We start from the raw sequence: 22,254 nt of genomic DNA on the forward strand, positions 1-22,254 counted from the left end.
TTTCCATTGAAAAATGAGGCAGCACCGCCATGGTGCTGCCTCACTCTTTTTTCCCTTCGGTTTTTTCCTCCAGATCCAGCCGCAGGTAGATGAGCTGTTCCATGGGCGTACCGTTGTAGGAGGGCACCTCCCGAAAGCCCCGCTTCTTGTAAAGACGGACAGCGTCCTCCAGAAAGGGGAAGGTATCCAGCAGCACCGCCCGATATCCCGCATCCCGGGCGTCGGCGATCACCTGATCCACCAGCCGCCCCGCCAGGCCGTGTCCACGGAACGCCGGACGGACATAGAGCCGCTTGAGCTCGCAGGATTCCCCGTCGATCCGCCGCAGTGCCACGCAGCCTGCCGCCGCTCCATCCGCCCGGGCAAGATACAGCCGTCCATCCGGCGGGCCGTATTTCTCCCGCAGCTGCTCCAGCTCCGTGTCATAGTGCTGCAGCGCCAGATACCCCTGAAAGTCCGGCTGCCGGCACAGCAGCATGTCCATGTACTCGCCGAAGAGCTGTTCCAGCTCTGCCCGATCCTCATATCCTGGTTCCAGCGTGATTTCCATGTCCGCTCCTTTCCGTCCCGGTATATCCCCCAGCGGTGTCCTTTCTTAGAAGCCTGTCAGCGGTTCCGCTCTGATTGTGCCCCGTCATAGAGAATGCGGAAGAGCTTCTTTCCGGCCTCCGTCTTGAACACCCGCTCAAGCGCCCGGTTCGCCGCCTCCCTGCTGAGGCCATCCTCATAGATATTCACCAGAAAATCCGCCTCCAGAAGGATCTGATAATCCATCCCGTCCACCTGATCGTAGGTGTGATGGTGGCCCACCAGGTAACAAATGCGCTCCACATCCTCTGCCGCCAGACCCAGCTCCGTGAGCATGGCCCGGGCATAGGCCGGGCCCTCCTGCTCCTGCAGCTTTCCGTCGCAGCGTCCGTACTTCCGCTCCGCGGGATGTATACCGATATCGTGAACCAGCGCCGCACATTCCACCAGATACTGGATGCGGGGGGGCACCTGCTCCATGTGCCCGATCAGCTGTGCAAACCGGTGAACTTTCATAAAATGCTGGATCCGCTGGGGATCCCCGCAGTCAAAGTCCATCATCTTTTCCGTCAGTGTATCCATCAACTGTTCCATGGTCGTTTCCTTTCTCTTCACGCCGCCGTCATCCTTCTCCCCGCGGGGATCTCCCACGCCGGTATGCGGCCAGCAGCCGCCGGCCGGTCTCTGTGCGGAACAGCGGTGCGAGTTTCTCCAAGCACTCCGGGGACGGGGGATCTTCATAGCAGTTGACCAGCAGGTCCGCCTCCATCAGCAGGCCCAGCAGCCTGCCGTGGGAACCGCTGTAATCATGGTGCCGCTCCACCAGTTCCAGCACCCGGGGCGTACATTGGGCCGGATATCCCGCCTGCTGTAAAAATGCCTCCACCAGGCGGGGGGCCTCACGGCGCTGGTTTTCCTGACAGGCGTCGCCGCCGCAGTGCTCCTTGCAGTATTTGATGGGAATATCATGCAGGATGGCCGCCGCCTGCAAAATCATCCGTTCCTCCGTCTCCAGGCCTTCCGCCTCGCCCAGCAGTCTTGCAAGGCCGTACACCTTCAAAATGTGCTCTGTGCGCCGTTGGTGACCATCCTCATAGAGGAGGGCATCCAGCAGCAGCGTCTGTTCCTGATCCATCCCCGTATACTCACTTTCTCCCGTGATGCTGTTGAGTGTAGCACGGTTCTTCCCCGCTTGCAACCCTGCAGGCCACAAAGAAAGCCCCCGGGAACCGGCATGGTTCCCAGGGGGCATCAGTCTTCAGATTTGCTTTTTTAATGGTCAAGATACTGCCCGGTTCCAGATTCCAGCTCTGTAACCGTCCCAAACCCGCTGACCTCGATTTCATACCATGTATCCCCGTTGGTGATCACATAGCTGTATTCATTCCGCAGTCCCTCATTGCTGATCTCCTGGGATAGGACCTCCCCGCCGCCGGATGTTTCCAGGGCGATCTGCCGGGCCTCCGCCGCATCAACACGCAGCAGCATCACGGCGGCTATGCCTACCACAGCCAACGCGACAACCGCCCCCACAACGATTCCGATTATCTTCTTAACAGACATGTTTTTCATTTTCCGTCTTCCTCCTGTGTATCAACTCATGGTGTGTCTCTTTGTCTATATAACACATGATACCCCGGTTTTATTGCACGCAAGCGAAAAAAATTACTGCAGTATCATTCAGCGGGCTTTTCTTTACGGCTCCGGGCGTGATTGGCCATTGCTTTTTGTGATCCCGCTCTGGTATAGTGATGGTAAGAGGACGATTGCGCGCCTGTGGCGGACGTCCCAAAAGGAGGAGATCACCCATGAGCAGACTGGACATCAAAACCCCCAGCCAGACCCAGGCGGTGGTGGATCAGCTCTACCGGAATGTAGAGCGGAGAATCGCCTCCAGCCCGCCGGGCCTTTGTCCCATCGATATGGCGCTGAATTTTCTGGAGCTGTGTCACGCCCAGACCTGCGGCAAGTGCGTACCCTGCCGGATCGGGCTGGGACAGCTTTCCGATATGCTGCGGGAAGTCCTGGATGGCCAGCCGGACATCCGCATCCTGCACCGGATCCAACAGACCGCCCAAACCATCGTGGATACCGCCGACTGTGCCATCGGCATCAACGCCGCCCAGCTGGTACTGATGGGCCTCCAGGGCTTCCGGGACGACTATGAGGAGCATATTCTCCGGCACCGGTGCCTGGGGAGCCTGAAAAACCCGGTGCCCTGCGTGGCACTGTGCCCAGCAGGGGTGGATATTCCCGGCTACATCGCCCTGGTCCACGCCGGCCGGTATGCCGACGCCGTGCGCCTGATCCGCAAGGACAACCCCTTCCCGGTGGCCTGCGCCTACATCTGCGAGCACCCCTGCGAGGCCCGCTGCCGCCGCCGCATGGTGGATGATGCGGTGAACATCCGAGCATTGAAGCGCTACGCCGTGGATCAGGCGGGCGAGGTACCTCAGCCTGCCTGCGCTCCTTCCTCAGGGAAAACGGTGGCCGTCATCGGCGGCGGCCCCGGCGGTCTCTCCGCCGCCTACTATCTGGCTCTCATGGGCCACAGCGTCACCGTTTTTGAAAAGCGGAAAGCCCTGGGCGGTATGCTGCGCTACGGCATCCCTGACTACCGCTTTCCCCGCACTCTTCTGGACGCGGAGATCGCCTCCATTTTATCCCTGGGCATCACAGTCCGCACAGAGGTGAACGTAGGCGTGGACGTGACGCTGGATCAGCTGAAACAGGAATACGACTGCCTGTATCTGGCCATCGGCGCCCACACTGACAAAAAGACGGGCATCGAGGGAGAAAACAGCCGGGGCGTGGTCTCCGCGGTGGAACTGCTGCGGGGCATCGGCGACGGCGAGGTGCCGGACTTCACCGGCAAACGGGTGGTGGTCATCGGCGGCGGCAACGTGGCCATGGATGTCACCCGCAGTGCCATCCGTCTGGGGGCGGATCGGGTCACCTGTGTCTACCGCCGCCGGAAAGAGGATATGACAGCCCTGCCGGAGGAAGTGGAGGGCGCCGAGGCCGAGGGTGCGGAGCTGCTGACCCTCCACGCCCCGGTGCGGATCGAAAGCGATGATTCCGGCGCCGCCGTGGCGCTGTGGACGCAGCCCCAGATCATCGGCGAGATGGACCGCCAGGGCCGTCCCAAGCCGGGCACCGCCCGGGCGGCAGAACACCGGGTAGAGGCGGACGTTATCATCGTGGCCATCGGCCAGGGCGTAGAGTCCCTGGGCTTCGAGCAGTCCGGCGTAGTGATCCAGCGGGGCGGCACCCTGCTGGCTGGATCAGACACCAGGCTGCCGGATCTGGATGGCGTGTTTGCCGGAGGCGACTGCGTCACCGGCCCCGCCACCGTCATCCGGGCCATCGCCGCCGGCAAGGCCGCCGCGGCCAATATCGACGAATATCTTGGCTTCCATCACGAGATTGCCTCGGCGGTGCGGGTGCCGGCTCCCCGGTTCTCCGACCTCAAGCCCCGGGGCCGGGTCAACACCACCGAGCGGGACGCCTGTGAACGCAAGCATGACTTCACCTGTATTGAGTGCGGCCTGACCGCGGAGGAGGCGGAGCAGGAATCCTCCCGCTGCCTGCGGTGCGACCACTTCGGATACGGAGTTTTCAAGGGAGGACGTGTGGAAAAATGGTAAATGCAATCATTGACGGCCGCTCCGTCTCCGTGCAGACGGGCACCACCATTCTGGACGCCGCCCAGGCCGCCGGCATCCCCATCCCCCATCTGTGCTACTTAAAGGGCATCAACGAGATCGCCGCCTGCCGCATGTGCGTGGTGGAGATCGACGGCATCGAGCGGCTGGTCACCGCCTGCGACAACGCGGTGCTGGAGGGCATGGTGATCCACACCAACTCTCCCCGGGTACGCCGGGCCCGGCGTACCAATCTGCGATTGCTGCTCAGCCAGCACGATACCAGCTGCACCACCTGTATCCGCAGCGGCAACTGTGAGCTCCAGACCCTCTCCCAGGATCTGAACATCCACTATCAGCCCTACGCGGTAAAGCCGGAGCGCTCCCGCATCGACCTGGACGCCCCCCTGATCCGGGAGGCGGGAAAGTGCATCAAGTGTATGCGCTGCGTGCAGATCTGCGACAAAGTCCAGAATATGCACATCTGGGACGTGGCCGGCACCGGCTCCCGCACTACGGTGGATGTGAGCTTCAACCGCCTGCTCAAAGATACCGACTGTACCTACTGCGGCCAGTGCGTTACCCACTGCCCCACCGGCGCTCTCACCGCCCGGGACGATACCAATGCCGTGTTCGACGCCCTGGAGGATCCCAACATCACCACCGTCATCCAGGTGGCTCCGGCGGTGCGGGTGGCCTGGGCAGAGAGCTTCGGCCTGGATCCGGCTCTGGCCACCACGGGACGGATGGTGGCCGCGCTGCGGCGGATCGGCTTTGACTATGTGTTTGACACCAACTTCACCGCGGATCTCACCATCATGGAGGAGGGCAGCGAGTTTCTCCAGCGGTTCACCCACAAGAACCAATACCGCTGGCCCATGTTTACCTCCTGCTGCCCCGGCTGGGTACGCTTTGTAAAGGGCCAGTTCCCTGCCTGGACGGAAAATCTCTCCACCGCCAAATCCCCCCAGCAGATGTTCGGCGCCGTGGCCAAGAGCTACTTTGCCCAGCGCAAGGGTATCGATCCCCACAAGATGTTCGTGGTGTCGGTGATGCCCTGTATCTCCAAAAAGAGTGAGTGCCGCCTGCCCACCATGCGGGATGCCTGCGGGGACCCGGATGTGGATGCGGTGTTGACCACCCGGGAGCTGGCCCGCCTGCTGCGCAGCGAGCACATCCTGCCCCAGGATCTGCCGGAGGAATCCTTTGATTCTCCCCTGGGCTCCGGCACCGGTGCGGCGGTGATTTTCGGCGCCACCGGCGGCGTCATGGACGCGGCTCTGCGCAGCGCCTACTTCCTGGTCACCGGAGCAAACCCGGATCCGGATGCCTTTGCCCAGGTGCGGGGAAACCGCCCCTGGAAAGAGGCCGTTTTCACCATTCCCGGCGCCGGGGAAGTCCGGGTGGCTGTAGTCAGCGGCCTGGGCAGCACCCGGCAGCTGATGGAAGCCCTGGAAAAGGGACAGGTATCCTATGACTTTGTGGAAGTAATGGCCTGTCCCGGCGGCTGTGCCGGCGGCGGCGGGCAGCCCATTCATGAGGGGGCCGAGTTGGCTGCGGAACGCGGCCAGCGTCTGTGGCAGCTGGACGCGGCCTCCGGCATCCGCTTTTCCCATGAGAATCCGGAAATCCAGGCTCTGTACCGGGAATTTTTGGGCAAGCCCTTGGGGAAGGCGTCCCATCACCTGCTCCACACCGACCATCTGGCCTGGCGAATGCCCTCTTCCGGCAATTCTCCGGAAATCTGACCCTACCGCTGCACCGGCATTCCCCTGACCTGCAGGGATGCCGGACCGTTGAAATCTGTACCAAGGAACCGGCAAAGGGAGGAGACCAGTTTAAGGCCTCCTCCCTTTGTGATCCCTCCGTGCCTGCTTCCAGTCAGGCCAATACGGTGTTGCCCCCGTCTGGCCGCACCAAATATGCGGAAAACCGGAAAACCGATTCTCGTGTGTTTCCCCAAAAAGCATCCGTAATTTTGGAGGAAGCTCCAAAAAATGTCGGATTATCCTCCTATACTTGACAAATATTGTCCAATTTGATACGCTCTGGTCAAGGAAACATTCAACAAGGAGGCGGGGACAATGATCATTACCCGGGAGACTGATTATGCCCTCCGTATCCTGCGCGTTCTCCTGGACGGAGAGCTGCATACCGTGGGACAAATTTCGCAGGACGAGCTGCTGCCCCAGTCCTTCGCCTACAAAATCTTAAAAAAGCTGGATAAAGCAGGCCTGATCGACGTTGTCCGGGGGACGGCGGGGGGCTGCCGGCTGGCAGCCGATCTGTCGGCGGTCAGCCTCTATGATCTGATGATGGCCATAGGCGAGCACAGCGGCCTGAGCGCCTGCATGGATCCGGCGTATCCGTGTTCCTGGCGCAGCTGCCACGGCGGCTGCACGGTGCACGGCAAATTGCTGGAAATTCAAAAGAATTTGGATAATGAGCTTCGCTCCCACAGTCTGCGGGAAATCCTGACGGAGCCCTGATCTTTTTTATACGCGAAAACTGGATAAATTTTGTCAAGAATAAAAAGGAGGTAATGAGATGCTGTTTCAAACAACTCAGGCCCACGAGGAGCTGCGGGCCAAAATCCGCGCCTTTGCGGAGGAAGAGATCAAACCCATCGCGTTCATGCTGGATCAGCAAAATGAATTTCCCGATGAGGCCATCCGCAAGCTGGGCGAGCTGGGCCTCATGGGCATCCCCTTCCCCAAGGAGTACGGCGGCGCCGGGCTGGACGCCCTGAGCTACGCCATCGCCGTGGAGGAGCTGGCCCGGGTGGACGGCGGTGCCGGTGTCATTCTCTCCGCCCACGTGTCCCTGGGCTCCTGGCCCATCTTTGCCTACGGTACGGAGGCCCAGAAGCAGAAGTATCTGGTACCTCTGGCCAAGGGTGAGAAAATCGGCGCCTTCGGCCTGACGGAGCCCAACGCCGGCTCTGACGCCGGCGGCACGGAGACCACCGCCGTTCTCAAGGGGGACCACTACATCCTCAACGGCGGCAAGATCTTCATTACCAACGCCCCCAAAGCGGACACCTACGTGGTCTTTGCCGTCACCACGCCGGACATCGGTACCCGGGGCATCTCTGCTTTCATTGTGGAAAAAGGCTGGAAGGGCTTCTACTTTGGAGATCACTATGACAAAATGGGCATCCGCTCCTCCTCTACCGCCGAGCTGATCTTCGACAATGTGGAGGTGCCCAAGGAGAATCTCCTGGGCAAGGAGGGCGAGGGCTTCAAGATCGCCATGTCCACCCTGGACGGCGGCCGCATCGGCATCGCGGCCCAGGCTCTGGGCATCGCCCAGGGAGCCTATGACGCCGCGGTGGACTACGCCAAGGAGCGCATCCAGTTCGGCAAGCCCATCGGCTTCCAGCAGGCCATCTCCTTCAAACTGGCGGACATGGCCACCAAGCTCCGCTGTACCCGGTTCCTGGTGTATTCCGCCGCGGAGCTCAAGGAGGCCCACGTTCCCTACGGCATGGAGTCCGCCATGGCCAAGATGTACGCCTCCGACATCGCCCTGGAGGTCACCAACGATGCTCTGCAGATCCACGGAGGCGCCGGCTTCATGAAGGGCATGGAGGTAGAGCGGGCCTACCGGGACGCCAAGATCACCACCATCTACGAGGGCACCAACGAGATCCAGCGGGTGGTCATCGCCTCCCACATCCTGGGCAAGCCCCCCAAGAGTGCCGGCGGTTCGGCCAGCCGGCCCAAGAAGCCCGCCCCCATCACTGGCATCCGCAAGAAAGTCATCCTGCGGGACGGCTCTCCCGCCGAGCAGGTGGCGGCCCTGGTGGAGCATCTGAAAAAGGACGGCCACGACTTCACCGTAGGCATCCCCCTGGACACCCCCATCGCCCAGGCGGAACGGGTGGTGTCCGCCGGCAAGGGCATCGGTGAAAAAGAGAACATGAAGCTCATTGAGGATCTGGCCAAGGCTGCCGGTGCGGCCATCGGCTCTTCCCGCCCGGTGGCGGAGACGCTGAAGTACGTGCCGCTGAACCGGTATGTGGGCATGTCCGGCCAGAAGTTCACTGGCAACCTGTACATCGCCTGCGGCATCTCCGGTGCGGTGCAGCACCTCAAGGGTATCAAGGATGCCTCCACCATCGTGGCCATCAACAAAAATGCCGGGGCCCCCATTTTCAAGAACTGCGACTACGGCATCGTGGGAGATGTAAATGAGATCCTGCCTCTGCTGACCGCCGCCCTGGACACCGGCGAGAAGCAGCCGGCGCCTCCCATGGTGAAGATGAAGCGGCCCCGTCCCCCCAAGGAAGCCCCTATCGGCAAGCGGTACGTCTGCGGGGGCTGCGGCTATGAGTATGTCCCGGAACTGGGCGATCCCGACGCCGACATCGCCCCCGGCACCCTGTTTGAGAAGCTGCCGGAGGACTGGGTCTGCCCGGAGTGTGCCGAGGCCAAGGACCAGTTCATTGAAGCGTAACGGCCCAATATTCGTGAGTAAAGGAGGATTTCTGTATGCATTGCGTAAGAATGGTCACTGACAATCTCTATTGGGTCGGCGCCAACGACCACCGTCTGGCCCTGTTCGAGAATATCCATCCCATCCCCAAGGGCGTCAGCTACAACGCCTATCTGCTGCTGGACAAAAAGAGTGTCCTGTTCGACACGGTGGACTGGTCCGCCTGCCGGCAGCTGCTGGAAAACATCCAGTATCTGCTGGGCGGAAAGCCCCTGGACTATCTGGTCATCAACCACATGGAACCGGACCACGGCGCCTCTATCGAGGAGATCCTGCTCCGCTATCCCAAGGTGCAGGTGATCTCCACAGAAAAGGCCTTTATGCTCATGCGCCAGTTCGGCTTCCAGCTGGAGGGCCACAAGTGCATCGAGGTGAAGGAGGGCGACACCTACTCCTTCGGCGACCACACGGTCACCTTTGTGGGAGCCCCCATGGTCCACTGGCCGGAGGCCATGGTGACCTTTGATACCACCAACGGCGTTCTCTTCTCCGCCGACGCTTTCGGCTCCTTCATCGCTTTGGACGGCAAGCTCTTCGCCGACGAGGTGAACTTTGACCGGGACTGGATCGACGAGGCCCGCCGGTACCTGACCAACATCGTGGGCAAGTACGGCCCCCACATCCAGCTGCTGCTGAAAAAGGCCGGCAGCATTCTGGACCAGATCCGATACATCTGCCCCCTCCACGGTCCCGTGTGGCGCAAGGACCTGGGGTACTTCATCGACAAGTACGACAAGTGGAGCCGCTATGAGCCGGAGGTCAACGGTGTGCTGATCGTCTACGCCTCCATGTACGGCAACACGGAAGCCGCCGCCCAGGCTCTGGCCGTCAAGCTCTGCGAGAAGGGCATCACCGACGTGGCGCTGTACGACGTGTCCAACACCCATGTGTCCTACCTGATCTCCGAGACCTTCAAGTACAGCCATGTGGTGCTGGCCTCCGTCACCTACAATCTGGGGATCTATCCGGTGATGAAGAACTATCTGGAGGATATGAAGGCGCTGAACCTGCAAAACCGCACCTTTGCCATCATTGAAAACGGCTCCTGGGCCTGCAAATCCGGCGACCTGATGCAGAAGTTCCTGGATGAGGAAATGAAGAACATGACGGTCCTCAACGAGCGGCTGAGCCTGGCCTCCTCCCTGCTGCCTGACAAGGCCGTGGAGCTGGACAAGCTGGCAGACGCCCTGGTGGAGTCCCTGCAGGAAAAGGCCGGGGGCTGATGTTTTTCCCCGGCGGCAAGCCCGGATCACGTACCTGCAAAGCAGCATGTGCCCCATACGAAACATACCGGGCAGGAAATCAATTCCTGCCCGGTACTCTTTTCGCGATTGATGGATAGACAGCTATCGGCCGGGATATCCGCTCCATCCCCTGTAACACTCTGCCGAAAGAATCATGGATAAGGGCAGCTCATCCAAACTGCGGGCAAAAAAACCGGAAGCATAAAGATGCTTCCGGTTATGGCAGCGGGTGAAGGATTCGAACTGGAAATAGTGTGTAAAATACGGTATCAGGCATTTTCAAAAGTCCGGTATTTTCAAGGCTTTCCGGGTTTCACTGTAAAATGCCGTATCACGTTAAAAAAGCTGTAAGGGGTAAATGAAGGGGTAGAAATAGCCCCCTGTTGCGGTTTCTGCGATCATCTGCTTTGGAGCTTTAATTGTGTCGGAAAGCACAGCTTCCTTGATGCCAGGATAGACTTCTACGGCGGGCAATATAGCAAATGGCCCGGAAAAAGAAAAACGGCAATAAGGACAACGCCCTCCAAGCAATCGTCCTTATCACCGCAATCCTGAACCTCGTTAAGTCGCTGATCGATTTAATCGAGCGGCTAACCGAGTAGGGACCGGGGCTTCGGCCCCTTACCCTAGAGGATATGCTTTTTCCAGGTCATTGTCAAGTATTAAAGCGAAAGCCGGGGGTTATTCTCCCCCGGCCTCTTTTTCGTCTATGCAGGCCAGAACATAGTCCCGCAAGACGGCGTTTGAAGTTTTCCCCAGTCCTGCGCAATACGCCTTGAACTTCTCCGCCTGATCCTTCTTGACACGACACGCCAAACTTGCAATATTTTCCCGCTGATATTTTGCCGATGCCCTTTTCTGCGCCTCTGATGGTGCCAAAATAGCCACCCTCCTTTCCCTCTCTATTCTATCACGAATATATATGTTTAATTATATATATTTTGCACATAAATATATGGTTAACATTGTGCAATCCATCTATTGATATATGGTTAATCATATAGTACAATGTAATCACAGCAAGGGGCAAGAGAGCTGCGACGGACGGACCGGTGACGCCCCGGGTATTCCCTCTAAAATCTCTCGAATCCCACAAGGGGGCTGGACGGCTGCGACAGGTGGACCGGTTCATGTTCCGGGTGTACTCTCTACAATCTGCCCGCCCCCGCCGATCATAAGGAGGAAAATGATATGAGCATCAATGAAATGGAAATCAAGTGCCGCGAGCTGCGGCAGCTGCAAGCCCTCATTGAAGAGGCCCAGGCAGAGGCGGAGGCCATCAAGGACGCCATCAAGGCCGCTATGGTGTCCCAGGAGGCCCTCCAGGCCGGGGAATACAAAGTCACCTGGAAGCCGGTCACGTCCTCCAGGCTGGACGCTGCGGCGCTCCGCAAGGCTCTTCCCGATGTGGCGGAGCGGTTCACCAAAGAAACCACCGTGCGCCGGTTCACCGTGGCATGATGGAGACGGTGGCAATCGTGGTCGGGATCTGGCAGCTGACGCGCTGGATCTTCGCCCTGGTGGATGCCATCGAGGCCCCACCGAAAAAGAAAGCCCCTCCCACGTTGGCAGACGCGAGAGAGGCAAGCGATCCCCGGCAGTGACAAACAACAGGGGGCCGGTTCCATTGTAGCCGGTCCCCTCCAGAAAAGCAAGGAGGAAATACACATGAAAGAATTGAATAAGGCACAGGTGGCAGCCATTTTCGCGCAGGAGGCCGTTCTGATGGGATCGGAGGACATGGTGCCGGAGTTCCGGGCGGCTGCTCTTTTCGGCAAGGACGCCGTGGAACACGCAAAAAGCATGAGCAGAGACGCACACGTGCACTATATCGGCGGCTACGGCGTGGGGGACTTCACCATGTTTGCCTTGACATACCGGGGCTTCCAGGCCGCCGCCAGCTTCCACAATGTACAGCTCATGAGAAAGGAGGTGCGGAAATGACATACACTGAAACGATTGCGGAAATCATCAGCCTGCTAGACCATTGCAACAACCGGCAGCTGTCCCTTGTTCTCGAGATTGTACAGCTCATTTTGAAGTAAGCGTAAAGTGAACGACGCAGGAGGGCCGCCCAGGTCGGGCGGCCCTTTCTTTTCCTGTCAAAATGCTTTTGCGGTGGTCTGCACGCTGCCTATTCATTGAACAGTTTTTCGATCCTTTTCTTTGCTTCCGATTCCACGGTTTCTTGGTAGACCTTCTTTGCAGCGTCGACCATGTAAAGTCCTGGGACATAGGAAGTCTTTGTCCCAACCACGATGCCGCCTTTTCCGTTCGGGTCCATTTCCAGCATCCCGGATGCTGGGTTGACATTCAATCCTGGGACAAAGTGCCGATCCATACGGTGACCGTCGTTGACATAGGAAGCATAGTTTTTATTGTTGGCTAGCACAGTTGTAAGTGTTTCCCCGGACCGTTTGGGCGTTTTATCGCTGTCTGTGTCCCAGTGCTGCTTCATTCCTGCGCTTCTGGTATTAGTCCCGCTTAAATCATCATGCGTACCAGGCGTCATATCTGCTGCCTTTTCGATTGCCCGGATGGTGGCGTCCTTTGCAATCCCATCCAATACCCCGGGCAACTGTGATTGAATTTTTTTAAGCTGTTTTGCTCTCTCTTCGAGTGTCATTTTCTAACTACCCCTTTTTAAATTCTTCGCTTGTGGGGGTTCCGGGCCGCATAGGCCGCCTCGCACTGTTCGCAAATGCTCATAGGCCGCCGGGCGCTGTCTCTGGCCGTCCTTGTGGCAGGCTGCTTGTCCCTGCACTTGTGGGGGTTCATGGCGGCGTATGCCGCCTCTGCTTCTTCGCAAGGGGTCATAGGGCCGCTGTCCTCGAAAAAACGAGCAGGAACAGTGACACGATCCTCGGAATTTTCATACCCAAAGCGTCCGTTTTTTCGGATGTGCGGCCTGTCCGAACATTCAACAACAGGGGATCTCTTGTGGGGGTTCATGGCTGCATAGTCCATGCCGGGCGCTTCCGGGGACGGGTTAATTCCCTGCCGCCGTGCGTCACCCTCGTATTTCTCCATGATCTCTGCGATAGCTGCTTCAAGGCTCTGCTGGGGGGTCGGGCGGTCGCCTTTGATCTCACGTTCCAGGGCGTCGAGGATCTTGTCGAGCTTCCGGGAAATGTCAGCGTCCGCATGGGGCTTCTCTTTTACCACTTCAAAGGTCAAATCAGAGGGCCGCTCCTTTACCTCGTCAAAAGTCATGACAAGCTTGGGTCCGCGTGTTTCAACCTGAACGGAAAATCTATCGTTTCTCATATGTAAATCTCCTTTGTGTTGTTTTGTGATCCCCCGGCAGCGGGGAGAAAGGCAGGACGCCCCGCCGCCAGGGGAAAAGAAAACAGCACGGGACAGTATGCAACCATGCAAACCGTTTTCCCGCGCTGTCTCCAGCGAATCACCCCCGGAGGGGTGGGTACTCTTCCGCGCTATTCTCTTGTGTCTATTTTACACCTTTGCTGGGCAGTTTGTACAGGGTTTTCTTTCATACCTGTGCCCGCAAAAATCGCACGGTGTCAACTGCCGAAAGTCACCCGGCGCGATCCGCATATAAGCCGACACGGCGGGCAAATGGGCCTTGCTCCGGCGGGTCTTTGTGCCAGGGTGCCGCCTGTGAAGCACCATCATGTCTGCGGTCGCCTCGCGCTCTTCTTCCGGCATATAGGAAATAGTGATTTTCATGCCTGCTCAAACCTGCCTTTAATGACGTTGCACCATGCCCGGTGCTCTGCTTCGGGCAGGCTGATCTCCGGTTCCTTGCGGAGAACGCCAGAAAGCTCACGGGCCCACGCTCTTTCCTCTGCGGTGCCGCCGGTGTTCCTGATAGCATCCAGCCGGGACGCCATCTGGGCGGCGCTAAAATCATCAATGCCCAATGTTATCACCTCCTGAAATGATTTCTCGAATGTCGGAATAGACTGCCGCCGTAATGGGGTCGCATTCCCCCTCCGGGTCCATCAGGTCAACGATTTTCCCCGTACCGGTGTCAACGCCGTTTTTCAGCAGATATGTGAGAGGATCTTCCCTGGTGTGAAACAAGCTGCCGTTATCCAGCCGGAACACGGTCAAGCCGCCCTGTCTCACTTGGTAGGCAGCTTCAAGGCGCTGGAGCCGCTTCAAAATGTCTTTCACTGTTCGACGCCCTCCTTTATGGCATGTTCAAGGATTTCAATGCGGGAAATAATGTCGAGCTGCTCCGTCAGCCTCAAGGCAAATTCCAAGGTTGAACGGGCTGCCATTATGCGGGCCTTTGCCCCTGCGTTTTCGTCCTCCACAATCTCCCGCAAGGTGGAAAGCGCCGGGGCTATGGCCTGTTGTGCCTGCCGGGTGGCGTCCTGGACAAGCTCCCCGAACGCCTCCCGGTACCGTGCTTGAAACTCTGGCTCTCGCAGATATCCCCGCAAGGTGCTTTCTCCGATCCCCGCCGCCTCCGCTGCCTCCGCCCTGGTGCGACACGTCAGCAGGGATATCAGGGCTTTTTCTTTGCGTGGTGTCGTTTGTATCGCCTCCTGTCTGCGGGCCTCCCTCACAGGCTCCCAGCAATGGTCTTGACGATCTGCACGGCCTCCGGGGAAGTTTTCACCGCCCCCAGGTCAAGCACCACCGTCTTGCCCCGCCGGACTTCTCCCGCGTCGTCTGTCCAGGACGGGCGGGAAATTGCCAGCTTCCCGGCGTTCTGGTACAGCTCTATTACATTCTTGCCCGTATCGGCCACCACGGGCTTTTCATCGTCCCAATAGCTCATTGTGTATGCCTCCTTGTCAAATCAGTTATAACCGCCAGAAATCGGCGGAAAGCGCCGGGAAATCAATCTTCGGCGGAAAAGTCCTGTCGCATATCTGCCACCTTGGAGCGTACAGAATTAACGGGAATAGTGTCACCGCCCAAATTGGAAAGGTCTGCCACGCGCGCCCAAAGGGAAATTTGCTTATTGGCAAACGTAACAAGGGCATTCATTTCCGCCAGCTTCTCCCGGTAAATGGCTTCCATCTTCTTTGCGGCCTCGTCTGCTACCTGATACAGTGCTTCATCCCCGGAAATATGGGCATCCCCCAATAGGCCGATCTGCGCCTTGTTGGCCGCCTTTCTGCTCTCCAGGTCTGCGATCTCTTTTTGAATGGCATCCAGGGCCGCAGAATTCCCGGAAATGGTGGCCTGTGCCAGTGCGGGGCCCAAAGAGGAAATTTTTTCGTCAATGTCGGAAATATCCTCGCGGAGATTCCCCACACGGTCAGCGATTGCCGCCGCCCGTTTCTTCTGGTCGTTGAAGTAGGCGTTTACAGCATCATATGTGCTGCTGACGCTGTCGCCCAGCTCCGCACTCAGTTCCCCCCGGTACTGGAGGGCAGCCGCCGCGCCGTGTTCCTCCATCTGATCCAGTTTCTTTCTGTCAAGCATTCTTTGCTGCTCCTTTCGTTTTCTGCTTCATTTCTTTCCCGGCTCTCTTTACCCTCTGCGCCGCAAAAGCGCCGGCGCTCCTTGTAAAAGCACAGTCGCACCGCTCGCCGGGGTCCAGGTGCACCCCACAATGGGGACAGGTTCTGTAAATGCTCATTGCTCATTCTCCCCTCTCGCATTCGTGCAAGCGCAATTCCCGTATTTTTCCGCTGAAAAAATGGTTAATGTTGTAATCACAGTTCCGGTAGTTAGTCCTGAAATGTCGGTCAATGATAAACGGGTATGTATCATAGTCAATATCCGGATAATAGCCGCCAATATCGTCCCTGTTTACATACGGCATGGCGCTTATGATCCGCCGGATCTGATCCATGCGGATATTTGGGTGCGGCTCTCCGAACCGCTGTTCGTAGCAGGTGAAATAATATTGGAACACCCCGATAACCATTCCCAATCTGTACGGCCCTGGTTCATAACACCGCTCTACCAGTTTCCGAAATGTCTCAAAATCAAAAAGCGTATTCTCACCTCGCTATCTGTCAAAAGGACTTGCTTATTTTGCTGTCAAATGGCGGCAAATGTTTGCATTTGTGCCGTCAGGCCATTTTATAATGGCGCGAGCGCGCAAAAGCGCCGCCGCCATTTTATTTATCTGTTTCTTTGTCTGCATCTGCTTCTGCTTCTCTAGACTACCCTAGACTACCCTAAAGGGGGGTATAGGGGGGGGGGTATAGGGTCCCTATGCGTTCCCCCACCGCTTGTCCCCGCCTCTCTTCCCGCTCTCAACTGCGGCAGCATAATCCTGCTTGCTTTCGTCAATGTATGGACGCATTACACAAAATACAAGGAAAGCTGCTTGTGTAAGTTCTTCTGTTGAAATCGGCTCTCCGTCAAAATACCGGAAAGCCGCCTTTAGCCCCTTCCCTGCATCTTCGTCCGACACGCTCTCGATTGCCGCCCTCTGGTGGTAGAACATTTTCCACCACGTTGCCCGCTTCTCTTTTGCCAATTAACCCGCCTCCATCTTCGCCGCCTCGATTGCGTTTGCCACGTCCAGGATCTCCCGTGCCCTGCCTCGCAGGGACCGAACACAGGCGGCGCGGTCGGATTCCGTTCCCGGCAGGAAATAGCCGTTTGTGTTGTCGCTCAAAATGGGGACGCCCCGCAGCCGTTCGGCCTGGATGGCCCGCCGCACCTCTCGCCCTTTCCGTCCGGTCAAGCTGACTAACTCCGAAAGCCGGAGGCCGTTCTCCGGGCCGTGGCCCAAAAGTTCCGCGATCTCGAATTGACGGCAGCCGCCGTGCGGGTTATACTGATTGCAGGGATTTCCGCTTGCCCAGTGGTTTCCCTGCTTTGCCTGCTCCGCTGTGCTACCAGCGGGGCGGGTTTTTTTACTGTTATGCACTCTCACTCACCCCCGCCTGCTGATTGAGCCACAACTTGAAAGCCTCCACCGGAATGCGGGTACATCCCCCGATCCGGGCCACAGGGAAGTCTGGAATACGGGTCCATCTGTAAACTGTTGGCCGGGAAACACCGGCGGCTTTAGCGGCCTCTGAAATGGTAAACGCCAATTTTTCCATATTAGCCAACCTCCTTTGAAAGCCGCTTGATAATTGCGAAAATCTGTGCTTTTTCTTCCTGCGGCAGTTCTTTGCGTAGCTTGCGGGAAAGGCTGCAATCTGCAATCCCCAGTTCCTCCGCAATCTGCCAAAGTCTTACTCCAGCCCCTGCCGCTGTGCGTCTGATATCCTGATTGCTCATAGATCCACCTCCAATTTGTTGTTGACGCTTCATTTGTATTCTGCTATACTGATTGTAGCATACAACAAGAGCGTAATCAATAATCGAACAAAAGTTTCAACAAGTGCGTACATTATTGCAGCTTATGCGGAAGGTTGTGTTAATAAATGAAGCAAAGCACCACCAAAAATAACCGCTTGCCAATTTTTACGGAGCGGTTTAGGGAACTTCAAGGAGACCGTTCGAATACAGAATTTGCTGATTTTTTAGGAATATCCCGACAAACTGTTGGTTTTTATTGCAATGGCGATAGAATACCTGATGCGTATATGCTCCGTTGCATTGCTGAGAAGTGTGGTGTTTCTTGTGACTACCTGATAGGATTGACTGCGACAAAGACACCTGACAGTAATACAAGACAGGTTTGCGAGTTTTTGAATCTGTCTGAAAAAGCAATTTCAAACATTCAAACGATATCTAAATCTACCGGGCGATCCGATTTTTCTCTTCCGATTTCAGAAATACTAAATAAAATGCTGGAAAATGAATGGTTTTCAGATCTTATCAACGCTGTGGCGGCATCAGTGGGAAAGGGCAGTACTGATTATATAAGTGCTCTGCCAGCCGATCAGTTAAAAAAAATAGAAAAATTTCTTATAGAGATTGAGGATGATCTCAAAAAAGAATTCTTTGACGATTTCTTTGTGAGTTTTGGAAGTGAGGTCCGATCCCATTACATAAACGAAGCAAAGTCATTCCTAGAAATGATTATTGAAAAAATTCATTTCGAATTTGAACTAGGTAAAGATAAACCTTTGGGCGATCGATTTGTTGATGAGATATCTGATGGTATTGCTACTGGGATGTTAAACGTGGATGAAGTCCGGAAAGCCATTTTGGGAAAGAATCCTGTTCGTCACACGAAACTTTTAATAACTGACAAAGAATAAAAAACGCCCCCGGTGCTGCGAACACCAGGGACGGTCATAGGGGCAGTAAACTTTGTGCGCCTACTGCCCCTCCATATTATCAAATCATGGGAGGAATTGCAATGCCGCGAAAATCAAACACCAGAGCTGCCGCCGGGGCCGGAAGCATCCGGCAGCGTTCGGACGGCACCTGGGAGGCCCGCTTCACCGTCGGGCACGATCCGGGAACCGGGAAACCCATTCGAAAATCCGTCTACGGCAAAACGCAGAAGGAGGTCCGCCAGAAGTTGGCCCAGGCCGTGGCCGCCGTGGATAACAGCGATTACTTCGAGCCGTCAAAGATGACGCTAGCGCAATGGCTGGATGTCTGGGCGGAAGAATACATGGGAGACAAGCGGTATTCAACGAAAAAGACATACAAGGCCAACATCGAAACGCACATAAAGCCCGCTCTGGGGGCCGTGAAGCTGTCCCAGCTCGCCCCCCATCTGATCCAGAAGTTTTACAACACCCTGCTCGCAAGCGGCTGCAAAGTACCGCAGAGGGACAAGGACGGGAAGATCATCAAGAAGGACGGGAAACCTGTCTATGAAGCTGCCCCCATGTCTGCTAAAACCGTGCGGAACATTCACGGAACACTGACAAAGGCATTGTCAACCGCTGTTGATATTGGCTATCTGCGGATAAATCCCGCTGATCGCGTCACTCTCCCACGGGTGGAGAAGAAAGAACTCGCTCCCTTGACGGACGAACAGGTAAAGAACTTCCTCCAGGAATCGTCCAAAGATGATTTTGAGATCATTTTGAAGGTCATCCTGTTTACGGGTCTGCGGGAATCAGAAGCCCTGGGCCTTACATGGGACAGCGTTGATTTTAAGGCCGGTACTCTCAAAGTATCAAAGCAGCTTCAAAAGCGGCGGCTCGCTGACGGCGGTGCCACACTGGCCCCCACTAAAAACGGCAAGTCCCGGATATTGAAGCCCGCTCCGTTTGTGATGGGCCTGCTTCGCAGGCAATACCAGGAACAGGCCACGCAACGCCTGAAAGCCGGGGATCTGTGGCAGGGGTGGCAGACAGCGGAAGAACGAAAGACCGGCCTCGTATTTACCACAGCGGAAGGGAAAAGCATTTCCCAGACGTCGATCCGCTATCACTTCAAGAAAATCGTGTCTGCAATCGGTGTCCCTGCTTGCAGTGTCCACGATCTTCGCCACACGTTTGCCGTGCTGTCCCTCCAGAACGGGGACGACATTAAGACCGTACAGGGCAACTTGGGCCATGCCACCGCCGCCTTTACGCTGGATGTCTACGGTCATGTGTCGGAGAAAATGAAGGATGACAGCGCCGCCCGCATGGAGGCTTATATAAAGTCACTTTGAGCCGTAAGGGGTAAACTTAGGGGTATTTGACCGGGAGCAGGGAGCGTCCCGGAACTTTTTGCAGTCATTTTAATGCAAATATAAAAGAAAAGCCCCGGAATCGAAATGATTCCGGGGCAATCTTATGGCAGCGGGTGAAGGATTCGAACCCTCACATACAGAGTCAGAGTCTGCTGTGCTACCCTTACACAAACCCGCTATAGTGCGTTCGCCCGCAGCGAACAGATATTATTATACAGATATTTCCCGGTTTGTCAAGCAATTTCTTCAAAATTATTTCTGCGATTTTTCAGGCGCAATTTTCCGCCTTCTAAGCAATTAAAAGGTTTTTCCATCACATTTCTTTACAAAAGAGGCCGCTGCTGACAGCAGCGGCCTCCCATCAGCCAGATTTTTTATGCCTCCAGGGCAGCTTTCAGCTGCTCCACGCGGTCGGTCTTCTCCCAGGAAACCCCCAGATCTTCCCGGCCCATGTGTCCATACGCCGCCAGCTTGCGGTAAATGGGCTTACGCAGATCCAGGTCCCGAATGATGGCGGTGGGCCGCAGATCGAACACCTTGCGGACGGCAGCCTCCAGCCGGTCATCAGACACCGTGCCGGTACCGAAAGTGTCCACCAGGATGCTCACAGGCTGGGCAACACCGATGGCGTAGGCCAGTTCCACCTGGCAGCGGCGGGCAAGCCCGGCAGCCACGATGTTCTTGGCCACCCACCGGGCGGCATAAGCCGCGCTGCGGTCCACCTTGGTGGGATCCTTGCCGGAGAAGCAGCCGCCGCCGTGGGGGGCGCTGCCGCCGTAAGTATCCACGATGATCTTGCGGCCGGTGAGGCCGGAGTCCGCGGCGGGGCCGCCCTTGACGAAGCGGCCGGTGGGGTTCACGTAATACTTGGTATTCTCATCCAGCATATTGGCGGGGATGACTACCTTAGCCACCTGCTCGATCATATCCTTGCGAATCTGCTCCAGGGCGACATCAGGGTTGTGCTGGGTGGAGATGACCACGGTATCCACCCGGACGGGGCGGTTGTTCTCGTCATACTCCACGGTGACTTGGCTCTTGCCGTCGGGACGCATGTAGGGCAGCAGGCCGCTCTTGCGAACCTCCGCCATGCGCAGGCACAGCTTCTGGGCCAGGGACAGCGGCAGGGGCATCAGCTCCGGCGTCTCGTCGCAGGCGTAACCGAACATCATGCCCTGGTCTCCCGCGCCGTTGGACAGCTCGCTGTCTGCGCCGGACTTGCTCTCCAGAGATTTGTCCACGCCCAGGGCGATGTCCGGGGACTGTTCGTCGATGGAGGTGATGACGCCGCAGGTATCGCAGTCAAAGCCGTACTTGCCACGGTCATAGCCGATCTCCCGCACCACTTCCCGGGCGATCTTGGCGATATCCACATAGCAGGTGGTGGTGATCTCGCCCATCACATGGATGAGGCCGGTGCAGGCTGTGGTCTCGCAGGCCACGCGGCCCATGGGATCCTGGGCCAGGATGGCATCCAGGACGGCGTCGGAAATCTGATCGCAGACCTTGTCGGGATGTCCTTCTGTCACAGATTCCGAGGTAAACAGGTAGTGTCTTGCCATAGAATTCGTCTCCTTTTGTTTGTTCCCTTGCCAAGTGACGAAGACAAAAAACATGCGCGTTTCGACGACGAAACGCGCAAAAGGTCACTTTTTCGCTCCTCATCTGTCGGTATCCGCCGGATTTGGCACCTTGAAAAGACAGGTTGCCGTGGTTTCATCGGGCCGTTCCCTCCGCCACTCTTGATAAGGGATTCAATTTTCATATCAAATCATAGCAGGTTTTGGCGGATTGTCAAGGTATGAATGGCGTATTTCCTCCCATTTCCGAAATTTTCTTTCAAATTTCTGCTGAGGAACTGCCCTGATTGCCCCCAAATCTCATGGTTGTTCAAAAATTATACATGACTTTTTCTGCCAGAGCGGATATAATATCTTTAATTTTTGAATTCCGCCAACTGGAGGTTTTGATTTTGAGGAAGCTCTGTGACGCCATTGACCGCTTCTGTCTGTACCATCCCCGCTTTGGGATCCCTAACCTGATGTGCTATGTGGTCTTCATCATGGGCGCCGTATTCATTCTGGATCTGTTCTCCAGCGGCGCCGCCACCAACATGCTGTATTTTGACGCGAACCTCATTCTCCAGGGCGAGTTGTGGCGGCTGGTCACCTGGCTGTTTACCCCCAGCAACACCTCCGTCTTCTGGGTGGTCATCAGCCTGTCCTTCTACTATTTCATCGGCACAGCGGTGGAGAGCTACTGGGGCCCGGCCAAATTCACGTTGTTCTACCTCTCCGGGGCGGTCTTCATGGTGGCTCTAGCCATGCTCTCCTGCCTGTTCGTTCCGTTTTCCATTGTTTCCAGCTACGATCTCAACCGGGTACTGTTTCTGGCCTTTGCTACGCTGTACCCCGACGCACTGATCCGCTTCTATCTGATTTTGCCCATCAAGGCCAAGTGGCTGGCCGCTTTGTACGTGATCCTCACCGTCTACGACCTGTCCCGGATGGGGCTTGCCATGATGGCTATGACCCTGCCGCCTCTGGTGGGACTGTGGTTCGTCTACGCTGTGTTCTTCTGGGACCGCATTGCGGACCTCCTGGCGGAATTCGGCTTTGCAGTCCGCCGCCAGAACTCCAAACAGACCATCCACTTTAAATCCGCCGTCAAGCAGCAGCAAAAGAAAGCCAAGGAACAGGGCTACCGCCACCGCTGTGAGATCTGCGGCCGGACGGATACGGAGTATCCGGACCTGCAGTTCCGCTACTGCTCCCGCTGTGCCGGATACCACTGTTTCTGCCAGGATCACATCTTCAACCACACCCACTTTACCGAATGACCTGACCGCGGGCGCCTGAATCCA

General features: G+C 56.9%; 28 protein-coding genes, 1 tRNA gene and 1 riboswitch. Of the genes, 11 read left to right on the forward strand and 18 right to left on the reverse strand.

The window, feature by feature from the left end; all coding sequences use genetic code 11:
- Window positions 1–40: 40 nt before the first annotated feature.
- From ACT67G_RS02115 to ACT67G_RS02130, 4 genes are all read right to left on the reverse strand, one after another.
- Complete coding sequence (locus tag ACT67G_RS02115; RefSeq protein WP_443662815.1) at window positions 41–550, reverse strand: GNAT family N-acetyltransferase; 510 nt, start codon at window positions 548–550, stop codon at window positions 41–43.
- 56 nt (window positions 551–606) lie between these two features.
- Entirely contained in the window at window positions 607–1,143 is a 537-nt protein-coding gene (locus tag ACT67G_RS02120) for an HD domain-containing protein (protein WP_443662816.1), read from the reverse strand.
- A gap of 7 nt (window positions 1,144–1,150) precedes the next feature.
- The gene (locus ACT67G_RS02125) at window positions 1,151–1,663 is read right to left on the reverse strand and encodes an HD domain-containing protein (RefSeq protein WP_443662817.1); all 513 of its coding nucleotides are present in this window, start codon (window positions 1,661–1,663) and stop codon (window positions 1,151–1,153) included.
- Between the two features lie 137 nt (window positions 1,664–1,800).
- Window positions 1,801–2,100 carry a hypothetical protein gene (locus tag ACT67G_RS02130; RefSeq protein ID WP_443662818.1) on the reverse strand — a complete coding sequence of 100 codons (300 nt, stop codon included), beginning with the start codon at window positions 2,098–2,100 and terminating at the stop codon, window positions 1,801–1,803.
- A 236-nt stretch (window positions 2,101–2,336) separates the two neighbouring features.
- On the opposite strand from ACT67G_RS02130, the gene ACT67G_RS02135 reads away from it, so the two are divergent.
- The 5 genes from ACT67G_RS02135 (at window position 2,337) to ACT67G_RS02155 (ending at window position 9,892) form a co-directional block, all read left to right on the forward strand.
- Entirely contained in the window at window positions 2,337–4,175 is a 1,839-nt protein-coding gene (locus ACT67G_RS02135) for an NAD(P)-binding protein (protein WP_443662819.1), read from the forward strand.
- Complete coding sequence (locus tag ACT67G_RS02140) at window positions 4,169–5,920, forward strand: [FeFe] hydrogenase, group A (protein ID WP_443662820.1); 1,752 nt, start codon at window positions 4,169–4,171, stop codon at window positions 5,918–5,920. The genes ACT67G_RS02135 and ACT67G_RS02140 overlap by 7 nt, the downstream gene beginning before the upstream one ends.
- Window positions 5,921–6,256: 336 nt before the next feature.
- Window positions 6,257–6,661, forward strand: a complete 405-nt coding sequence (locus ACT67G_RS02145) for an RrF2 family transcriptional regulator (protein ID WP_325246264.1) — start codon at window positions 6,257–6,259, stop codon at window positions 6,659–6,661.
- A gap of 58 nt (window positions 6,662–6,719) precedes the next feature.
- The gene (locus ACT67G_RS02150; RefSeq protein ID WP_443662821.1) at window positions 6,720–8,630 is read left to right on the forward strand and encodes an acyl-CoA dehydrogenase family protein; all 1,911 of its coding nucleotides are present in this window, start codon (window positions 6,720–6,722) and stop codon (window positions 8,628–8,630) included.
- 35 nt (window positions 8,631–8,665) lie between these two features.
- Window positions 8,666–9,892, forward strand: coding sequence for an FprA family A-type flavoprotein (locus ACT67G_RS02155; RefSeq protein ID WP_443662822.1), 1,227 nt, complete (start codon window positions 8,666–8,668; stop codon window positions 9,890–9,892).
- Between the two features lie 702 nt (window positions 9,893–10,594).
- On the opposite strand, the gene ACT67G_RS02160 is transcribed toward ACT67G_RS02155, so the two are convergent.
- On the reverse strand, window positions 10,595–10,792 hold the full coding sequence (locus tag ACT67G_RS02160; protein WP_443662823.1) for a hypothetical protein: 198 nt from the start codon (window positions 10,790–10,792) through the stop codon (window positions 10,595–10,597).
- A gap of 312 nt (window positions 10,793–11,104) precedes the next feature.
- On the opposite strand from ACT67G_RS02160, the gene ACT67G_RS02165 reads away from it, so the two are divergent.
- The 3 genes from ACT67G_RS02165 (at window position 11,105) to ACT67G_RS02175 (ending at window position 11,857) form a co-directional block, all read left to right on the forward strand.
- Window positions 11,105–11,374, forward strand: a complete 270-nt coding sequence (locus ACT67G_RS02165) for a hypothetical protein (protein ID WP_443662824.1) — start codon at window positions 11,105–11,107, stop codon at window positions 11,372–11,374.
- Between the two features lie 8 nt (window positions 11,375–11,382).
- Window positions 11,383–11,517, forward strand: a complete 135-nt coding sequence (locus tag ACT67G_RS02170) for a hypothetical protein (RefSeq protein ID WP_443662825.1) — start codon at window positions 11,383–11,385, stop codon at window positions 11,515–11,517.
- Window positions 11,518–11,581: 64 nt separating this feature from the next.
- The gene (locus ACT67G_RS02175) at window positions 11,582–11,857 is read left to right on the forward strand and encodes a hypothetical protein (RefSeq protein WP_443662826.1); all 276 of its coding nucleotides are present in this window, start codon (window positions 11,582–11,584) and stop codon (window positions 11,855–11,857) included.
- Window positions 11,858–12,047: 190 nt separating this feature from the next.
- Here the strand turns inward: ACT67G_RS02175 and ACT67G_RS02180 are convergent, their stop codons facing one another.
- The 11 genes from ACT67G_RS02180 to ACT67G_RS02230 form a co-directional block, all read right to left on the reverse strand.
- Window positions 12,048–12,539 carry an HK97 gp10 family phage protein gene (locus ACT67G_RS02180; protein ID WP_443662827.1) on the reverse strand — a complete coding sequence of 164 codons (492 nt, stop codon included), beginning with the start codon at window positions 12,537–12,539 and terminating at the stop codon, window positions 12,048–12,050.
- A gap of 17 nt (window positions 12,540–12,556) precedes the next feature.
- Window positions 12,557–13,180: a hypothetical protein gene (locus tag ACT67G_RS02185; protein WP_443662828.1), complete on the reverse strand. Its 624-nt coding sequence runs from the start codon at window positions 13,178–13,180 to the stop codon at window positions 12,557–12,559.
- 419 nt (window positions 13,181–13,599) lie between these two features.
- Window positions 13,600–13,797: a hypothetical protein gene (locus ACT67G_RS02190; RefSeq protein ID WP_443662829.1), complete on the reverse strand. Its 198-nt coding sequence runs from the start codon at window positions 13,795–13,797 to the stop codon at window positions 13,600–13,602.
- A complete protein-coding gene (locus ACT67G_RS02195; protein WP_443662830.1) occupies window positions 13,787–14,053 on the reverse strand; it encodes a hypothetical protein in 267 nt (88 codons plus the stop codon). Before ACT67G_RS02195 ends, ACT67G_RS02190 begins: the two co-directional genes overlap by 11 nt.
- Entirely contained in the window at window positions 14,050–14,325 is a 276-nt protein-coding gene (locus ACT67G_RS02200) for a hypothetical protein (protein WP_443662831.1), read from the reverse strand. Before ACT67G_RS02200 ends, ACT67G_RS02195 begins: the two co-directional genes overlap by 4 nt.
- A 122-nt stretch (window positions 14,326–14,447) precedes the next feature.
- Window positions 14,448–14,666: a hypothetical protein gene (locus tag ACT67G_RS02205; protein ID WP_443662832.1), complete on the reverse strand. Its 219-nt coding sequence runs from the start codon at window positions 14,664–14,666 to the stop codon at window positions 14,448–14,450.
- A 62-nt stretch (window positions 14,667–14,728) separates the two neighbouring features.
- Complete coding sequence (locus tag ACT67G_RS02210; RefSeq protein WP_443662833.1) at window positions 14,729–15,319, reverse strand: hypothetical protein; 591 nt, start codon at window positions 15,317–15,319, stop codon at window positions 14,729–14,731.
- Window positions 15,320–16,058: 739 nt separating this feature from the next.
- A complete protein-coding gene (locus ACT67G_RS02215) occupies window positions 16,059–16,328 on the reverse strand; it encodes a DUF6291 domain-containing protein (RefSeq protein WP_443662834.1) in 270 nt (89 codons plus the stop codon).
- On the reverse strand, window positions 16,329–16,538 hold the full coding sequence (locus ACT67G_RS02220; RefSeq protein ID WP_443662835.1) for a hypothetical protein: 210 nt from the start codon (window positions 16,536–16,538) through the stop codon (window positions 16,329–16,331).
- 178 nt (window positions 16,539–16,716) lie between these two features.
- Window positions 16,717–16,902 (reverse strand): helix-turn-helix domain-containing protein, encoded by a 186-nt coding sequence (locus tag ACT67G_RS02225; protein ID WP_443662836.1) that lies wholly within the window; start codon window positions 16,900–16,902, stop codon window positions 16,717–16,719.
- A 1-nt stretch (window position 16,903) separates the two neighbouring features.
- Entirely contained in the window at window positions 16,904–17,083 is a 180-nt protein-coding gene (locus tag ACT67G_RS02230; RefSeq protein ID WP_443662837.1) for a hypothetical protein, read from the reverse strand.
- 146 nt (window positions 17,084–17,229) lie between these two features.
- Here ACT67G_RS02230 and ACT67G_RS02235 point away from each other — a divergent pair, with 146 nt between their 5' ends.
- Together ACT67G_RS02235 and ACT67G_RS02240 are read left to right on the forward strand one after the other, a co-directional pair.
- Window positions 17,230–18,012, forward strand: coding sequence for a helix-turn-helix domain-containing protein (locus tag ACT67G_RS02235; protein WP_443662838.1), 783 nt, complete (start codon window positions 17,230–17,232; stop codon window positions 18,010–18,012).
- A 101-nt stretch (window positions 18,013–18,113) separates the two neighbouring features.
- Window positions 18,114–19,370, forward strand: coding sequence for a tyrosine-type recombinase/integrase (locus tag ACT67G_RS02240; protein ID WP_443662839.1), 1,257 nt, complete (start codon window positions 18,114–18,116; stop codon window positions 19,368–19,370).
- Window positions 19,371–19,495: 125 nt separating this feature from the next.
- Here the strand turns inward: ACT67G_RS02240 and ACT67G_RS02245 are convergent.
- Window positions 19,496–19,569, reverse strand: a tRNA-Gln gene (locus ACT67G_RS02245).
- Window positions 19,570–19,765: 196 nt separating this feature from the next.
- Window positions 19,766–20,953, reverse strand: a complete 1,188-nt coding sequence (gene metK / locus ACT67G_RS02250) for a methionine adenosyltransferase (RefSeq protein WP_443662840.1) — start codon at window positions 20,951–20,953, stop codon at window positions 19,766–19,768.
- Between the two features lie 96 nt (window positions 20,954–21,049).
- Window positions 21,050–21,143: riboswitch (SAM riboswitch) on the reverse strand.
- 220 nt (window positions 21,144–21,363) lie between these two features.
- Between metK and ACT67G_RS02255 the strand changes: the two genes are divergently transcribed.
- Window positions 21,364–22,230 carry a hypothetical protein gene (locus ACT67G_RS02255; RefSeq protein ID WP_443662841.1) on the forward strand — a complete coding sequence of 289 codons (867 nt, stop codon included), beginning with the start codon at window positions 21,364–21,366 and terminating at the stop codon, window positions 22,228–22,230.
- The last annotated feature ends 24 nt before the right edge of the window (window positions 22,231–22,254 follow it).

This window comes from Dysosmobacter sp. (assembly GCF_052306735.1).
In the GTDB taxonomy this organism is placed as follows: domain Bacteria; phylum Bacillota; class Clostridia; order Oscillospirales; family Oscillospiraceae; genus Oscillibacter.

Bases quoted from the DNA above. Each gene is read 5' to 3' on its own strand.
- ACT67G_RS02150 (WP_443662821.1), top strand. From the start codon at position 6,720: ATGCTGTTTCAAACAACTCAGGCCCACGAGGAGCTGCGGGCCAAAATC.
- ACT67G_RS02230 (WP_443662837.1), bottom strand. From the start codon at position 17,083: ATGAGCAATCAGGATATCAGACGCACAGCGGCAGGGGCTGGAGTAAGA.
- ACT67G_RS02175 (WP_443662826.1), top strand. From the start codon at position 11,582: ATGAAAGAATTGAATAAGGCACAGGTGGCAGCCATTTTCGCGCAGGAG.
- ACT67G_RS02135 (WP_443662819.1), top strand. From the start codon at position 2,337: ATGAGCAGACTGGACATCAAAACCCCCAGCCAGACCCAGGCGGTGGTG.
- ACT67G_RS02240 (WP_443662839.1), top strand. From the start codon at position 18,114: ATGCCGCGAAAATCAAACACCAGAGCTGCCGCCGGGGCCGGAAGCATC.
- ACT67G_RS02140 (WP_443662820.1), top strand. From the start codon at position 4,169: ATGGTAAATGCAATCATTGACGGCCGCTCCGTCTCCGTGCAGACGGGC.
- ACT67G_RS02145 (WP_325246264.1), top strand. From the start codon at position 6,257: ATGATCATTACCCGGGAGACTGATTATGCCCTCCGTATCCTGCGCGTT.
- ACT67G_RS02235 (WP_443662838.1), top strand. From the start codon at position 17,230: ATGAAGCAAAGCACCACCAAAAATAACCGCTTGCCAATTTTTACGGAG.
- ACT67G_RS02180 (WP_443662827.1), bottom strand. From the start codon at position 12,539: ATGACACTCGAAGAGAGAGCAAAACAGCTTAAAAAAATTCAATCACAG.
- ACT67G_RS02130 (WP_443662818.1), bottom strand. From the start codon at position 2,100: ATGAAAAACATGTCTGTTAAGAAGATAATCGGAATCGTTGTGGGGGCG.
- ACT67G_RS02125 (WP_443662817.1), bottom strand. From the start codon at position 1,663: ATGGATCAGGAACAGACGCTGCTGCTGGATGCCCTCCTCTATGAGGAT.
- metK (WP_443662840.1), bottom strand. From the start codon at position 20,953: ATGGCAAGACACTACCTGTTTACCTCGGAATCTGTGACAGAAGGACAT.
- ACT67G_RS02210 (WP_443662833.1), bottom strand. From the start codon at position 15,319: ATGCTTGACAGAAAGAAACTGGATCAGATGGAGGAACACGGCGCGGCG.
- ACT67G_RS02115 (WP_443662815.1), bottom strand. From the start codon at position 550: ATGGAAATCACGCTGGAACCAGGATATGAGGATCGGGCAGAGCTGGAA.
- ACT67G_RS02225 (WP_443662836.1), bottom strand. From the start codon at position 16,902: ATGGAAAAATTGGCGTTTACCATTTCAGAGGCCGCTAAAGCCGCCGGT.
- ACT67G_RS02165 (WP_443662824.1), top strand. From the start codon at position 11,105: ATGAGCATCAATGAAATGGAAATCAAGTGCCGCGAGCTGCGGCAGCTG.
- ACT67G_RS02155 (WP_443662822.1), top strand. From the start codon at position 8,666: ATGCATTGCGTAAGAATGGTCACTGACAATCTCTATTGGGTCGGCGCC.
- ACT67G_RS02205 (WP_443662832.1), bottom strand. From the start codon at position 14,666: ATGAGCTATTGGGACGATGAAAAGCCCGTGGTGGCCGATACGGGCAAG.
- ACT67G_RS02185 (WP_443662828.1), bottom strand. From the start codon at position 13,180: ATGAGAAACGATAGATTTTCCGTTCAGGTTGAAACACGCGGACCCAAG.